Below are 15,736 nucleotides of genomic sequence, written 5' to 3'. Positions count from 1 at the left end.
ATTATGGAGGTGAAAATTACAAAAGATTTTATTGAACTTTTAACAGAAAGAATCAATCAACAAAATGCAAAAGAGGTAAAGGAGATGTTGCAAGATTTGCACCCCGCCGATATTGCCGAATTGTTTGATGAACTTTCGACCAAGGAACAGTCTTTTGTAATTGATTTGCTCGATAACGAAATTTCTGCTGATATTCTTCTTGAGTTAGAAGAGGATGATCGACGTAAATTTCTGAAAACACTTACTGCAAAAGAGATTGCAGAAGATGTGATTAATGAGATGGATACCGATGATGCTGTTGATGTGATTAACGAGCTTTCGGACGAAAAGAAAGATGAGGTAATTGCGCAGTTAGAAGACCAAGAGCACGCCCGTGAAATTGTTGATTTATTACGATATGACGAAGACACTGCCGGAGGTTTGATGGGTAAAGAGTTGATCAAAGTGAATAAAGATTGGTCGGTGATTACAGCTGTTAAACAAATGCGTAAACAAGCAGAGGATTTTGAAGAAGTTTTTTCGATTTATGTGGTCGATGAAGATGATAAATTACTTGGGACATTAAGTTTGAAACGTTTGTTAACAACTTCTGCAAATTCTAAAGTAGCCGATGTTTACAACGAAAAAATACAATATGTAAAAACCTATACAACTGACTTGGAAGTTGCCAAAGTGATTGAGAAATATGATTTGTACGAAGTTCCCGTTGTAGATGAATTGATGCGTTTGGTTGGAGTGATTACGGTAGATGATGTGATTGATGTAATTCGTGAAGAAGCTGAAGAAAATTATCAATTGGCAGCAGGGATTACGCAAAATGTAGATTCGGACGATAGTATTTTGAAGTTAACACGAGCTCGTTTACCTTGGCTTTTATTGGCTTTGGTAGGTAGTTTTATTGCAGTAAATGTATCTCAAAGTTTTAGTGATGCAATGGATTTGTATCCTCAACTATTCTTTTTTACACCACTTGTTGCTGCCATGGCAGGAAATGTTGGCGTGCAATCTTCCGCAATTATTGTTCAAGGGTTGGCTAACAGTAATATTTCTGGTTCTATTTGGAAAAGACTCGGAAAAGAAATGTTATTGGCCTTGTTAAACAGTACTTTGTTAGCGCTTGTATTATTAGTCGCAACACATTTTTTAATGAGCACGAGCTATGAAATTTCTTCTACAATAGTATTGGCCTTAGTAATTGTTATGATTTTAGCAAGTTTAATTGGGACATTTATTCCTATTACGTTGCATAAATATGGCGTAGATCCAGCAATTGCAACAGGTCCGTTTATTACAACAAGTAATGATATCTTTGGGCTGTTAATTTATTTTTCGATTGCAAAAATGATTTTAGGATTTTAAACGATAACAAAATGAATACATTGAAAATTATTGGAATTTCAGTTCAGACTTCAAATAATAATCACCAAGCGATTGAAGATTTAGGAAAATTATGGCAGCAATTTTTTACGGATAGTATTATCGAAAAGATTCCTAATAAAATCAATGCTAATATTTATTCCATTTATACAGATTACGAAAGTGATTTTAAAGGAAAATATACAACAATTATTGGTTGTGAAGTTTCTTCTTTAGATGAAATTCCAGAAGGAATGGTTGGAAGAGAATTTCAACCTCAAACGTTTAAGAAATATATCGCCAAAGGAGAATTGCATGAAGCTGTAGCGAAAACTTGGAATGATATCTGGAATGATGACGCAAATCTAAATCGTACGTATATATACGACTACGAATTATACACCGAAAAAGCACAAAACCCTGCTGATGCCGAAATTGAGATTTATATAGGAGTGAAAGCTTGATATTTTTAGTATAAAGCTATAGAAATTAGAGAAAAAGTTTTCTAACTTCTATAGCTTTAATCTTTGAAGTTATTTCCTCAACAAAATCTTAAATTCAGTTCCAGTTTCTTTAGAGGATTTGGCAACAAATATTTTTCCTTTGTGATAATCTTCTATAATTCGTTTTGCTAACGATAAACCCAATCCCCATCCACGTTTTTTGGTTGTAAATCCAGGCTCGAAAATCTTTCTTTGTAATTTTGTTGGAATGCCAGATCCAGTATCAGCAATAGTAATTTCCACAAATTTATTGGTTGTCGTAATGGTAATATCCAATACGCCTTTATTTTGCATGGCATCAGCTGCATTTTTCATCAAATTTTCGATTACCCAACTGTATAAGGAAGCATTGAGGTTGATCTTAAACTCTTTCACATCTGTTCTGAAATTAATTTCGATACCTTTTGATATACGTTGTGAAATATAATCAACCGTTTGTTTAGAGGTCGAGATTAAATCGATTGGTTTCAACTCAGAAGTCGAACCTATTTTAGAAAAACGTTCAGCAATATGTTTTAGACGATCAACATCTTTTTCAATTTCCACAACGGATATCTGATCAATATCTTCTAATTTTAAAAGTTCGACCCAACCCATCAGAGAAGAAAGTGGTGTTCCAATTTGATGCGCAGTTTCCTTTGCCATTCCAGCCCATAAATAACTTTTTTCGGTTTCGCGAATAGTTTTGAAATACCAATACGAAAAACCAAAAAAGATTAAAATCAATAAAATAATGATAAGTGGATAGTATTGTAATTGACTTAAAAGTTTGGAGTTTTTAAAGTAAACAAAATTTTTAGAACCAATTAATTCGATTTCAATAGTTTGGTTAATTGATTTCATTTTTTGTACATACCTCTCTAATTTTACAGAATCTTTTACAATTGATTCATCAATGTTTTTAGTATCTACAATAATTCCTTTTTCATCTACAAGTGCAACCGGAATAGACTTATTGTCTTTTATTAATTTAAATAAAAAATCTTGCGTTTTAGAATCTAAAAATTCTGATGAGCTAATTAACTCTAATGATCGCGCATAATTCTCTACACGATTATGTTCTTCAAGTTTTAATTCTTCTACAATTTTGTTACTTGACCAAATGGTAATGGAAAAAATAACAATTATTATAAAGAAGCCAATCCAACGTTTGTTTATTTTTTTTGTTAGAAAATTTCTCATCTAAATGTAAAATCTTTCTTAAATTTATATCAAATGTAATCATTATTTGATTATAATATATTTTTATGGCGTAATAAGATAAATATGATGAAAGTAATTTTTTTTAAAGCCTTAAATAGTTTATTTTTGTAGCTAAATCTCATAGAGAGTAAAATTTATGGATCGTTTTTCGTTTTTAAATGCCGCTCATTTAGAGTTTATAGGCGACTTATATGATCAATACGTCCAATATCCGGATAGTATTGAACCAAGTTGGAAAGCTTTTTTCCAAGGGTATGACTTTGCAAATGCAACATATGATGGAGAGCCATTATTTGCACCAGCACCTAACAAAGGTAATCAAACAACGCAAGCAAGGGTGAATCCTGCCGTTGTTTCTCAAGTTCCAGACAATGTACAAAAGGAGTTTAAAGTGATCAACTTAATTGATGCTTATCGTACTCGTGGACATTTGTTTACAAAAACTAACCCTGTTAGAGCGCGTAGAACTTTTGAGCCTTCATTAGATATCAAAAACTTCGGTTTGACTGATGCTGATTTAGGGTTAACATTCAACGCTGGTGAAATTTTGGGAATCGGTGGGCCAATCACTTTACGTGAAATCATTGGACACTTAGAAAACATGTACTGCGAATCTATCGGAATCGAGTATATGTATGTTAGAGAACCTCAAAGAATTAATTGGATTCAGAATTGGTTAAACCAAAACTTGAATCAACCAAAATTATCGAAAGAGGAGAAAGAGCGTGTATTAGAAAAGTTGAATGAAGCTACTGCTTTTGAGAACTTTATGCACACTAAATATGTTGGACAAAAGCGTTTCTCAGTAGAAGGAAATGAATCATTGATTCCTGCTTTGGATACATTGATTAATCGTTCTGCAGATCACGGTGTACAAGAGGTTATCGTAGGGATGGCTCACCGTGGACGTTTGAATGTTTTGGCTAACATTTTTGGAAAATCATATTCTCAAATCTTCTCAGAATTCGAAGGAAAAGCGTTTGATACAGATTTGATGGCTGGTGATGTTAAATATCACATGGGATCATCTAATCAAATCAAAGCATTGAATGGAAAAGAAATCAAAATCAATTTAGCACCAAATCCATCTCACTTAGAGACTGTAGATGCAGTTGTTGAGGGTATTACACGTGCAAAAGCTGAGGAAGATTATAAAGATGATTATTCTAAAATTATTCCAATCTTAATTCATGGTGATGCTGCTGTAGCTGGACAAGGAATCGTTTACGAAGTTGTTCAAATGGCAGGATTAGACGGATATAAAACAGGTGGTACAGTACACGTTGTTGTAAATAACCAAATCGGATTTACAACAAATTATTTAGATGCCCGTACATCTACTTATTGTACAGATGTTGCGAAAGTAACATTATCTCCTGTAATGCATGTAAATTCTGATGATGTAGAGGCGGTAGTTCATGCTTTCCGTTTTGCAGCAGATTATCGTGCACAATTCGGTTCTGATGTATTCATCGATTTATTAGGATACCGTAAATATGGACATAACGAAGGTGATGAACCAAAATTCACTCAACCTAAATTATATAATGTAATCTCTAAACACCCAAATCCTCGTGAAATTTACAAGGAACAATTATTAAAAGAGGGTGTAATTGGAGAAGAAATTGTAAAACAAAAAGAAGCTGAATTTAAAGCGTTATTAGAAAAAAACTTCGAAGCTTCTAAAGAAATCGAACGTAACCATATCTTCCCTTTTATGCCAGAAGAGTGGGAAGGATTTGAAATTGCTGATGATGCAAAAGTTTTTGAACAAGCAAATACTGCTTACGACGAAGCAAAATTAAAAGAAATTGCAAAAGCTGTTTCTACAGTTCCAGAAGGTAAAAAATTAATCAAAAAAGTTTCTCGTTTAATTGAAGGACGAGGAAAAATGATTGAGGAAGATAAAATTGACTGGGGATTAGGAGAAGCTTTAGCTTTCGGTTCTATCTTAACAGACGGACGTAATGTACGTGTTTCTGGAGAAGATGTAGAGCGTGGAACATTCTCTCACCGTCATGCGGTTGTAAAAACTGAAGACACAGAAGAAGAAATTATTTTATTAAACCATATTAATGATGAGCAAGGTCAATTAAGAATCTATAATTCATTATTATCTGAGTATGCAGTTTTAGGTTTTGATTATGGATATGCAATGGCTAATCCAAAAGCATTAACAATTTGGGAAGCTCAGTTTGGAGATTTCGTGAATGGAGCACAAATTGTAATCGATCAATACATTTCTGCAGCTGAAGATAAATGGAAATTACAAAACGGTTTAGTGATGTTATTGCCTCATGGATATGAAGGACAAGGAGCAGAGCACTCTTCAGCACGTTTAGAGCGTTTCTTACAAATGTGTGCTGGTAACAATATGTTTGTTGCAAACATCACAACTCCAGCGAACTTCTTCCATGCATTAAGAAGACAAGTCGTTACTGATTACCGTAAACCATTGGTTGTCATGTCTCCAAAATCTTTATTACGTCATCCGTCAGCTGTATCATCATTAGCAGATTTCACAAATGGAGGTTTCCAAGAAATCATCGAAGATGTAACAGTAGATGCTAAGAAAGTGAAAAAAGTAGTTTTCTGTTCAGGTAAAATCTACTATGACTTAGACAAAAAACGCCAAGAATTAGGAGATAAAGAAACTGCAATTATTCGTTTAGAACAATTATATCCATTAAACGAAGAAAAAGTAGATACTATCATCTCTAAATTTGGTGATGCTAGATTGGTTTGGGCACAAGAAGAGCCAGAAAACATGGGAGCTTGGATGTATATCTTACGTAAATTAAGAAAATATCCATTCGACGTAGTTTCACCAGCAGAAAGTGCAGCAACAGCACCAGGTTCAAGCAAACGTTGGGCTGCAATTTACGAAGAGGTAATTAATAAAGTATTCAATTAAAAAATAAAGCTAATAGATATGTTAGAAATGAAAGTCCCATCACCAGGGGAATCAATAACAGAAGTAGAAATCGCTACGTGGTTAGTAAAAGACGGTGATTACGTAGAAAAAGACCAAGCAATTGCAGAGGTTGATTCAGATAAAGCAACATTAGAATTACCAGCAGAAGAAAGTGGAATTATCACTTTGAAAGCTGAAGAAGGTGATGTTGTAGAAGTAGGACAAGTTGTTTGTCTTATTGATACATCAGCTGCTAAACCAGCAGGAGGAAGCGCTGAAGCTCCTAAAGCTGAAGTAAAAGAAGAAGTGAAAGCTGCTCCAGCTCCAGTTGCAACACCAGCACCTGCTGCTCCAGCTACAACATATGCTACTGGAACTCCATCTCCAGCTGCTAAAAAAGTTTTAGATGAGAAAGGTATTGACGCTTCTCAAGTAAAAGGATCAGGACGTGACGGTCGTATCACTCAAGATGACGCAGTTCGTTTTACTCCAGCAATGGGAACTTCTACTCAAGGAACACGTGCTCAATCAGAGAAAAAATTATCATCATTACGTCGTAAAATTGCACAACGTTTAGTTTCTGTTAAAAATGAAACTGCAATGTTAACAACATTCAACGAAGTTGATATGTCAGCAATTTTTGCTTTACGTAATCAATATAAAGACGAATTCAAAGCGAAACATGGTGTTGGTTTAGGATTTATGTCATTCTTTACAAAAGCAGTTACTCGCGCATTAGAGATGTACCCAGATGTAAACTCTATGATCGACGGTGACTACCAAGTTAAATTTGATTTTGCAGACGTTTCTGTTGCAGTATCAGGACCAAAAGGTTTGATGGTACCAGTAGTTCGTAATGCAGAAAACTTAACTTTCCGTGGTGTTGAGCAATCTATCAAAGATTTAGCAATCAAAGTACGTGACGGAAAAATTTCAGTTGATGAAATGACAGGAGGTACATTTACAATCACAAATGGTGGTGTATTTGGATCAATGATGTCTACTCCAATTATCAACCCACCTCAATCTGGTATCTTAGGAATGCACAATATTGTTGAGCGTCCAGTTGTTAAAAACGGACAAATTGTTATTGCTCCAATGATGTATGTTGCTTTATCTTATGACCACCGTATTATTGACGGACGCGAATCTGTTGGATTCTTAGTTGCAGTTAAAGAAGCGGTAGAAGATCCATTAAATGTATTAATGGGAGGTGATGCTAAAAGAGCTTTAGAATTGTAATACAAGAACATTCTAACAATCCATAAATTGAAAGCCATTCGTAAGAATGGCTTTTTTGGTTTATGATATTTTCTAATTAATATTATTGTATTCTGTTTTTTAATAAATGAATTTCAAGAATTTCTTCTTTTTAAACAGAGTAAATTTTTTAAATAATTAATTGATAATCAATAAATTATTCTTTAATTTTTAGGAAAATAAATCTATTTGATTTTCCTTCTATCCATCTGTTGATAAAATAGTTTAATTTTAAAGTATTGAATTAACACTTTAATAATTATGAAGAAAATTTACTTATCAGCATTTACTTTATTAATGCTTTTAAATTCGAACGCACAGGTTTATGATGTAGGGACATGGGCTCAAGTTACTGATATCTCAAATAATGGTGTAGCTGTTGGGAATGCTGCTGGTGTTTTACATTTTAAATGGACAAAAGAAGATGGTCCTTCTGTAATTGGAGAATTATCTGGAAGTGATGATTATATTTCAGGTAATACAACTATTTCTGCTGATGGGACTTTGGTGTCGGGAACTATGACAAATCCTGATACAGGAAATGATGAATTGGCGCTTTATAATATTTCTAACAATAAATGGGAATTTATAGGAGGGAAGGATACTTCTGCATGGGGTATGTCAAGTAATGGTGAAACTTTAGTTGGATTAAAATTTTTAACAGCTTCACAAGCATTACCTATTGTTTGGAATAGAAAAGATGGAATAAAACAATTGCCGTCAACTTTCTCAGGTAAAAGCGCAAGAGCTAATTCTGTTAACAACGACGGAACAATGGTTGTTGGTTGGCAAGATGATGAAAATGGTTTTCGTAAAGGTGTGTATTGGAAAAATGGAGTACAAACTCATATAAAAGATTTACAAGGAAATGAAGTAGGGGAAGCATTGTCTGTTTCTGCTGATGGTAATATAATTGTTGGATTTAATGATCCAGAAGGATATATCTATAATGTTACAACAGGTGTTTATACAATGGTAGAACATCCAGATCCAGAATATGTATCATCTATAATTGCGGTTTCAGATGATGGTAATGTTGCTGTTGGATATTCAAGATTATGGTATGCAACAAATACGGACGGAGAAGGTTTTATCTGGTTTAAAGATAAAGGTATGGTTAAAATTGAAGACTATGTAAAAGAAGCTGGATTTGATGACAAAAGCTTCACTTTTGTATTACCAACAGGAATTTCTCCTAATGGACAATATATAGGAGGAATTGGAATTAATTGGGATGAAATGGATTTGAAAGGTTTTGTCATAAAATTGAAAGATAATTTAACTGTAACAGAAAACGTTATAGAGAAAAATATCACAACGATTTCGCCAAATCCTGTCATTGATGAAATGACAATAAACTCAAAAGAGAAAATTAATACAATAGAAATTTATAATTTAGTAGGTCAACAAGTTTGGAAATCAACTAAAGTTACAACTAATAAAATTGATTTAAATTTCTTAAATAAAGGAGTTTATATGATTAAAATTAATACAGATTCTACTAACGAATCAATTAAGTTTATCAAAAAGTAATTCATTCAGATTAACACAAAAAAAAGTCGCTCAATAGTTGAATATGAGCGACTTTTTAAATTTTATTAAAAAAAATAAGTAAGTCCTAATGTTAAGAAAGAAGAACGATTCGTTCCATTGTCCCAACCTCCTGATACATAATCGTACGTATCAATTAATCCGTATTGATAGCGTAAATTGATTTCATATTTTCTATCAATAGAATAACCACCCCCAATATTAAAAGCCAAATCAAACGATTTTGGGATATTATTTTCACTTTCTGGTTCTCCTACATCAAATTTTTCTGATACTTTGAAACCTAATTGTGGTCCTCCTTCAACAAAGAAATCTTTTCCTTGATCATCAAAATAGTATTTATACATAATTGGAATATTGATATAGTTCAAGAACGCTTTATATTTATCGCCCCCTTCTTTATATAATGAATATTCTCCTTGAGTAGTATATAAAACTTCGGCTTGTAAATAGTGGTTTTCATTTCGTGTTGTTAATTGATATTTCGCTACACCTCCAGCTAAAAATCCAACTCTCTCTTTAGAAACTCCATGAACAATAGTTGTATTACTAAGTCCTACACCACCTTTTACTCCATATTCCATTTGAGCAAAAGACAAAGTAGATAAACTTAATAAGATTAAGCTTAATAGATTGGTTTTTAAATTTTTCATAAGTTATTGTATATTTTTTAACAAAATTAAAGTTTTTTTTAATACAATTTTCATTCCACAAAAAAGCTCTTCTTTGGAAGAGCTAATATGATAAAATAGTTTAAAATTATTGTTTTGGTTGTGGTGGAAATTTAGCTAATATTTCTTCAATAGCTTTCGGTATTCTTTCCGCTTTTGCACTAATATTACTCAAGTTCAGATCAGATCCTACACCTTGCCATACCAATACATTTCGTTTGTCATCTACAATGTCAAGAACAATTGTGCCTGCTTGGTAAGATGAAACGCTATTTCCATAATAACCGGCGTAGTATCCGTAAGGACCATACCCCCAATTGTTATTGTTTACAGAAATTTGTTCTTTTGAACTTGTTAATAAATTAACTACCAAATCGGCATCAGTATTTACTTTTGTAAAACCTTTTGCTGCCATTTGTGCATCAATTGCGGCAATTAATCTGTTTTTATCTAAATCGTTCACCTTCAGCTTATCCAAGCCTTTTTGATGGAAAGAATAAGTTTTATACGTTGCGAAATTTGCTGATCTATCATAATCTGTACTTACCTGAACTGTACTACAGCTCGTTACAAATAAAGACAACAAAATTATAAAAGTAAAATGTATAATTTTCATGACCTTAATTTTTAATTAAAACTACAATTATTATTCCTAAATGTAAAGTTAAATTAAAAAAAAGAAGCTCAAAACAATTGAACTTCTTTTTAACTAATATTTACAAAATTTATTAGGCTAATTCTAACTCGTTAATTTTTACTTCAACAATACCATTGTGATTGATTCTTACTAAATCTACAAGTTGTGTTTGATTGACTAATTCAAGATTAAAATCCGTCTGAACTTTTACATAATTTTCTGTAAATCCGAACATTTTTCCATCTTTGTTGTCATGTTCCCAAAGCACTTTTTGAGTTGATCCTAATTGAGATTGGTAAAAAGCTTGGCGTTTTTTCTCCGATAGTATACGCAACATTTTATTGCGACGTTTACGCTCTCCTTGATCTACAACACCATCATATTCGATAGCTTCTGTATTATCTCTTTCAGAATAAGTAAATACATGTAAATAGCTAATAGGTAATTCGTTCAAGAAATTATAGGTATCCATAAATAATTCTTCAGTTTCACCAGGAAAACCAACAATTACATCTACGCCAATACAAGCATTTGGCATTACTTCTCGAATCTTCGTTACACGATCTAAATAAAGATTTGATAAATAACGACGTTTCATTTTTTTCAAAATTTCATCATTACCTGATTGCAATGGGATATGAAAATGTGGAACAAATCGATTGCTTTTAGATACAAAATCAATTGTTTCATTTTTCAATAAATTTGGTTCAATAGATGAAATTCTAATGCGTTCGATTGCTTCAACTTGATCCAATTCTTGCACCAATTCTAAGAAAGTATGTTCGTGTTTTTTATTTCCGAATTCACCTTTCCCATAATCACCAATATTTACACCAGTCAATACAATTTCTTTGATTCCTTTTTGTGCAATTTCATTCGCATTTTTGATCACATTTTCTACAGTATCTGAACGTGAAATTCCACGTGCCAAAGGAATCGTACAATAGGTACATTTATAATCGCAACCATCTTGTACTTTCAAGAATGCACGTGTACGGTCACCAATTGAGTATGAACCAACGTAAAAATCGGCCTCTTCAATTTCACAAGAATGTACAATCGTTTCTTCTTTTTTATTGATATCGTCTAAATATTCAGCAATATTGAATTTTTCTGCAGCTCCTAAAACCAAATCAACACCTTCCATTTCCGCAATTTCTTGCGGTTTCAATTGCGCATAACAACCTACAATGACAACAAAACCTTCTGGATTTGCTTTCATTGCATTTTTCACAATCGTTCTGCACTCTTTGTCTGCATTTGCGGTTACCGAACATGTGTTTATTACGTACACATTCGCAGAATCTGTAAACTCAACTTTCTGATAACCATTATCTTTCAAGTTTCTCGCGATCGTCGAAGTTTCAGAAAAATTAAGCTTACATCCCAATGTATGAAATGCAACTGTTTTAGTTTGATTATTCATAGCTGCAAATTTAAGAAATTATCCATAGTTTTGAAACATAAAAAAATCACCTTTTTATGATGACTAAATACTTTATCTACATTATGTTATTCGTTTCAGTATTTTCGTGTTCCAAGAAAATAGAAATCGATGAAAACAAAGTATTTAAGCTTAATCGTTACGATAATATTTCTTCTTTAGATCCGATTAATGCACGCACACAAGCCAATAACTGGGCATGTAACTTGATATACAATAGTTTGGTAAAGATTGATAACCAATTGGAAATTCAACCAGATATTGCGAAATCTTGGTCGATTTCTGAAGATGGTAAATCTTATGTTTTTCATTTACGTAACGATGTTTACTTCCACAAGCACGAAGTGTTTGGTAAAGATTCTACAAGAATTGTGACAGCCTCAGACTTCGAATATAGTTTTAATCGATTAAAAGATCCTAAAGTTGGAGGTTCTGGTGGTTGGATAATGAATAATATTGATTCGTATAAAGCAATTAATGATACAGTTTTCGAGATTAAATTGAAAGAAGCGTATCCTGCTTTTCTTGGTTTAATATCGATGAAGTATGCTTCTGTTGTTCCAAAAGAAATGTTTAGAAATGGAAACGAAGATTTCATCAAACATCCTATCGGAACAGGTCCTTTTCAGTTTAAAATTTGGGAAGATAACGTGAAAATGGTATTTAGAAAAAATCCAATTTATTTTGAATTTGATGAAAAAGGGCAACGTTTACCATATTTAGAAGCGGTTAATTTATCTTTTTTACCAGAGAAAAATTCTGAATTTTTAGAATTAATCAAAGGTAATTTAGATATGATGGCAGATTTGGACCCGTCTTATAAAGATGAAATTCTGAATCCAATAGGTGATTTGAATCCAAAATATGCGCATCTATTAACAATTCAAAAAGTTCCTTATTTAAGTACAGTTTATTTGTGTTTTTATCTGGATGCACCAAATGCAGTTGATTTGAAATTGCGTCAAGCCTTAAATTATGGAGTGAACAAAGATAAAATCATAAAATACATGATGAAAGGTCAAGCCTTTGAAGCTGATGGAGGTTTCATACCAAAAGGTTTACCTGGATATTCTGCTGAAAGCGGTTATGTATATAATCCTGAAAAAGCGCGTAAATTAATCAATGGTTATAAAAAAACAACAGGCAAGATAGAGCCTATAGAGTTGACAACTGTGCAAGAATACGTAGATGTTTGTGAATATATTGCTGCAGAAATGGCTAAACTAGGTTTACCAATAAAAGTAAATGTAGTACCTGGACCTACTATGCGCGATGGAAAATCGACAGGGAAATTTACACTTTTTAGAGCAAATTGGGGTGCAGATTATCCAGATGCCGAAAACTTTTTGTCCTTATATTATTCGAAAAATTTCGCACCAGAAGGACCAAATTATTCACATTACAAAAATGTAGAATTCGACAAATTGTATGAAGAAGCTTTTTTAATCAATAATCCAGAGGAACGTGCAAAAAAATATCAAAAAATGGATGCATTGATGATGCAAAATGCACCAATTCTACCATTATTCTATGATCAGACAACGTTGTTTTTGAATAAAAAAGTGAAGAATTTTTCAATGGGACCAATCAAATTATTAGATTTAACACGAGTATACAAAGAATAATTCGTTTAACTTTTCATAGAAAGATTGAATATCTTTTAATAAAAATTGAATAATATTTCATTTTATTTCACGACATTCGATAATTGTTAGCTTATTTGAAATAAGCAATTTTCTCTAACGTTTGAAATCAATATTTTAAAACAAATTATTTCAGAATTTAAGCGATAAAACCGAGTTTTTTTAGATATATTTGACAGCAAATTTTTAATCAAAATCATTTAAATTTTTACTTATGAAAGTAAGACAACTTTTCGTAGTAGGATCTATCATTACTCTTGTTGCAATTGGAGTAATCTCTTATTTTTGGCCAGGAATTCTTTGGTCTTTAATAATTATTCTTCCTTTAATTGCTTTAGGAATTGCTGACATTACGCAAACAAAACATGCTATTAGAAGAAACTTTCCTATTGTAGGACATGGCCGTTATTTATTGGAAAGTATTCGTCCAGAAATCATGCAATATTTTGTAGAAACGGATACAGAAGGAAAACCGATCGACCGTTTGATGCGTAGTATGGTTTATCGTCGTGCAAAAAATGTAATTGATACGGTGCCTTTCGGAACGCAATTAGATGTTTACGAACCAGGATATGAATGGTTAAACCATTCGATGTATGCAGGTAAAATTAAACATGCAGATGATCCACGTGTTAAAGTTGGAGGAAGTGAATGTAAGCAGCCTTATTTAGCAAGTTTATTGAACATTTCTGCCATGTCTTTCGGATCATTAAGTGAAAATGCTGTGTTAGCAATGAACAAAGGTGCAAAATTAGGAAACTTTGCTCACAATACAGGTGAAGGAGGAATTTCTCCTTATCACTTACAACCAGGTGGAGATTTAATTTGGCAAATTGGTACAGGATATTTTGGATGTCGTGCAAAAGATGGAGGATTTGACCCTGATAAATATGTAGAGCGCGCAAGTTTACCAAATGTAAAAATGATTGAATTGAAAATTTCTCAAGGTGCTAAACCAGGGCACGGAGGAATTTTACCAGCAAATAAAAATACACCAGAAATTGCAGCAATTCGTGCTGTAGAACCTTATACGACTGTAGATTCACCTCCATCTCACTCGGCTTTCTCTGATGCTGAAGGGATGTTACATTTCATCAAACAATTGAGAGATTTATCTGGAGGAAAACCAGTTGGTTTCAAATTATGTATTGGGATCAAACGTGAATTTATCGAGATTTGTGAAGCAATGATCAAAACAGGTATTAAGCCAGATTATATCGCAATTGATGGTGGAGAAGGAGGAACAGGAGCTGCGCCTGTAGAGTTTTCTAACTCTTTGGGTATGCCATTATTAGATGGTTTAGCTTTTGCGGTTGATACATTACGTGGTTATGGTCTTAAAAAAGATATTCGTGTGGTCGCTTCAGGAAAAATAATTTCTTCTTTCCATATTGCACGCGCTATGGCGATTGGTGCTGATTTGGTTTATTCTGCTCGTGCCATGATGATGGCTGTAGGTTGTATTCAAGCGTTACAATGTAACACAAATACTTGTCCTGTTGGTGTGGCAACACAAGATCGTGAATTGATGAAGGGATTAGATGTAGAAGATAAAGCAACGCGTATGTATAATTTCCACAAGAAAACAATGCATATTTTATCTGAATTAATTTCTGCAACAGGTGTTAAATCGCATAGAGATTTTAACCGTTCTCATGTTAATTTACGTATCGACAATACACGTATTATGTCTTATGACCAATTATACCCAATTGTAGAAGAAGGTGCATATGTTGGCATGTCTGTAGAAGAAGTTTTACAAGAAATTAGAGTTCGTACAATGAGCAAGGTGAATTAATCAAACTCAAAAAAATATTTTTAAAGCTCAATTTCGATTGAGCTTTTTTTGTAATTAGTATTTTTTTATATTTATGATGATGAATTGTTATAAGTACAAATACAACGGTAAAGAACTACAAGACGAATTAAACCTAAACTTATACGACTACGGCGCACGTAATTACGATCCAGCTATTGGGCGTTGGTTCAACATAGATCCATTAGCGGAAAAAATGCGTCGCCACTCGCCTTACAACTACGCTTTTAATAATCCTGTTTTCTTCATAGATCCCGATGGGATGGCTCCTGAGGATATTAGAATAAGAGATGTAGATGGTAATTTATTAGCTACATATTATACAAATTCAGTAGAAATAGATTATTATTTACAAAATGTGGATGCTCCTAATGATTTGAATATAAATATAAACAATGAATTAGATAAGCAGAATTCGGAAAGTTTTGATGTTGATGTAATAGGTGTTAATATTGGTGCCGAATTTACAGTAGGAATGGGAGCTAGTGCAGGTGTTCAATTTGCAGTATTTCTTGATGGAGAAAATAAGGGAGAATATAGTTTTTTTGCAAATGCAACTGCTAATATAGGTCTATCAGCTGGAGTTGGTGTTAGTGCTTTTGCAGGTGATTTTATCGGAAGTAAAGGTGATTCTAATATGAATTTTTCAGATTTTGAAGGAAATACTCAGTCATACAATATTGGAATAGGAGTTATTTCAGGACAATATTTTTGGGGAAATAACCTAAATGATAATCA

At 32.9% G+C, this 15,736-nt stretch carries 11 protein-coding genes and 1 pseudogene; 8 read left to right on the top strand and 4 right to left on the bottom strand.

Annotated features, from left to right (window positions below):
* Positions 1–3: 3 nt before the first annotated feature.
* On the top strand, positions 4–1,359 hold the full coding sequence (gene mgtE / locus NZD85_RS05265) for a magnesium transporter (RefSeq protein WP_225539339.1): 1,356 nt from the start codon (positions 4–6) through the stop codon (positions 1,357–1,359).
* Positions 1,360–1,379: 20 nt separating this feature from the next.
* Positions 1,380–1,820 (top strand): GyrI-like domain-containing protein, encoded by a 441-nt coding sequence (locus NZD85_RS05260; RefSeq protein WP_260544551.1) that lies wholly within the window; start codon positions 1,380–1,382, stop codon positions 1,818–1,820.
* Positions 1,821–1,889: 69 nt separating this feature from the next.
* Here NZD85_RS05260 and NZD85_RS05255 read toward each other — a convergent pair whose 3' ends face one another.
* Complete coding sequence (locus tag NZD85_RS05255) at positions 1,890–3,041, bottom strand: sensor histidine kinase (RefSeq protein WP_260543970.1); 1,152 nt, start codon at positions 3,039–3,041, stop codon at positions 1,890–1,892.
* A gap of 157 nt (positions 3,042–3,198) precedes the next feature.
* On the opposite strand from NZD85_RS05255, the gene NZD85_RS05250 reads away from it, so the two are divergent.
* From NZD85_RS05250 to NZD85_RS05240, 3 genes are all read left to right on the top strand, one after another.
* The gene (locus tag NZD85_RS05250; protein WP_260543967.1) at positions 3,199–5,976 is read left to right on the top strand and encodes a 2-oxoglutarate dehydrogenase E1 component; all 2,778 of its coding nucleotides are present in this window, start codon (positions 3,199–3,201) and stop codon (positions 5,974–5,976) included.
* An 18-nt stretch (positions 5,977–5,994) separates the two neighbouring features.
* The gene (gene odhB / locus NZD85_RS05245) at positions 5,995–7,218 is read left to right on the top strand and encodes a 2-oxoglutarate dehydrogenase complex dihydrolipoyllysine-residue succinyltransferase (protein ID WP_188319783.1); all 1,224 of its coding nucleotides are present in this window, start codon (positions 5,995–5,997) and stop codon (positions 7,216–7,218) included.
* Positions 7,219–7,497: 279 nt separating this feature from the next.
* Entirely contained in the window at positions 7,498–8,769 is a 1,272-nt protein-coding gene (locus NZD85_RS05240; protein ID WP_260543965.1) for a T9SS type A sorting domain-containing protein, read from the top strand.
* Between the two features lie 65 nt (positions 8,770–8,834).
* On the opposite strand, the gene NZD85_RS05235 is transcribed toward NZD85_RS05240, so the two are convergent.
* The 3 genes from NZD85_RS05235 to mtaB form a co-directional block, all read right to left on the bottom strand.
* On the bottom strand, positions 8,835–9,440 hold the full coding sequence (locus NZD85_RS05235) for a porin family protein (protein WP_260543963.1): 606 nt from the start codon (positions 9,438–9,440) through the stop codon (positions 8,835–8,837).
* A 106-nt stretch (positions 9,441–9,546) separates the two neighbouring features.
* Positions 9,547–10,074, bottom strand: a complete 528-nt coding sequence (locus NZD85_RS05230; protein ID WP_260543962.1) for a DUF4136 domain-containing protein — start codon at positions 10,072–10,074, stop codon at positions 9,547–9,549.
* 112 nt (positions 10,075–10,186) lie between these two features.
* A complete protein-coding gene (gene mtaB, locus NZD85_RS05225) occupies positions 10,187–11,521 on the bottom strand; it encodes a tRNA (N(6)-L-threonylcarbamoyladenosine(37)-C(2))-methylthiotransferase MtaB (protein WP_225539335.1) in 1,335 nt (444 codons plus the stop codon).
* Positions 11,522–11,577: 56 nt separating this feature from the next.
* Here mtaB and NZD85_RS05220 point away from each other — a divergent pair, with 56 nt between their 5' ends.
* The 3 genes and pseudogenes from NZD85_RS05220 to NZD85_RS05210 all read left to right on the top strand — a co-directional run.
* Positions 11,578–13,164 (top strand): ABC transporter substrate-binding protein, encoded by a 1,587-nt coding sequence (locus NZD85_RS05220; protein ID WP_260543961.1) that lies wholly within the window; start codon positions 11,578–11,580, stop codon positions 13,162–13,164.
* A 232-nt stretch (positions 13,165–13,396) separates the two neighbouring features.
* The gene (locus NZD85_RS05215) at positions 13,397–14,980 is read left to right on the top strand and encodes an FMN-binding glutamate synthase family protein (protein WP_171622656.1); all 1,584 of its coding nucleotides are present in this window, start codon (positions 13,397–13,399) and stop codon (positions 14,978–14,980) included.
* Between the two features lie 88 nt (positions 14,981–15,068).
* A pseudogene (locus NZD85_RS05210) lies at positions 15,069–15,263 on the top strand (RHS repeat domain-containing protein); the annotation flags it as partial.
* Positions 15,264–15,736 lie beyond the last annotated feature (473 nt).

This window comes from Empedobacter stercoris, from assembly GCF_025244765.1.
Classification (GTDB): Bacteria; Bacteroidota; Bacteroidia; order Flavobacteriales; family Weeksellaceae; genus Empedobacter; species Empedobacter stercoris.
The sequence above is the reverse complement of the archived record's forward strand: the minus strand, read 5'-3'. Positions and strand labels throughout refer to the sequence as shown.

What these genes read in the sequence shown, in the direction of transcription:
- mgtE (WP_225539339.1), top strand. Translation starts at nt 4, where the DNA reads ATGGAGGTGAAAATTACAAAAGATTTTATTGAACTTTTAACAGAAAGA.
- NZD85_RS05255 (WP_260543970.1), bottom strand. Translation starts at nt 3,041, where the DNA reads ATGAGAAATTTTCTAACAAAAAAAATAAACAAACGTTGGATTGGCTTC.
- NZD85_RS05250 (WP_260543967.1), top strand. Translation starts at nt 3,199, where the DNA reads ATGGATCGTTTTTCGTTTTTAAATGCCGCTCATTTAGAGTTTATAGGC.
- odhB (WP_188319783.1), top strand. Translation starts at nt 5,995, where the DNA reads ATGTTAGAAATGAAAGTCCCATCACCAGGGGAATCAATAACAGAAGTA.
- NZD85_RS05240 (WP_260543965.1), top strand. Translation starts at nt 7,498, where the DNA reads ATGAAGAAAATTTACTTATCAGCATTTACTTTATTAATGCTTTTAAAT.
- NZD85_RS05235 (WP_260543963.1), bottom strand. Translation starts at nt 9,440, where the DNA reads ATGAAAAATTTAAAAACCAATCTATTAAGCTTAATCTTATTAAGTTTA.
- NZD85_RS05230 (WP_260543962.1), bottom strand. Translation starts at nt 10,074, where the DNA reads ATGAAAATTATACATTTTACTTTTATAATTTTGTTGTCTTTATTTGTA.
- mtaB (WP_225539335.1), bottom strand. Translation starts at nt 11,521, where the DNA reads ATGAATAATCAAACTAAAACAGTTGCATTTCATACATTGGGATGTAAG.
- NZD85_RS05220 (WP_260543961.1), top strand. Translation starts at nt 11,578, where the DNA reads ATGATGACTAAATACTTTATCTACATTATGTTATTCGTTTCAGTATTT.
- NZD85_RS05215 (WP_171622656.1), top strand. Translation starts at nt 13,397, where the DNA reads ATGAAAGTAAGACAACTTTTCGTAGTAGGATCTATCATTACTCTTGTT.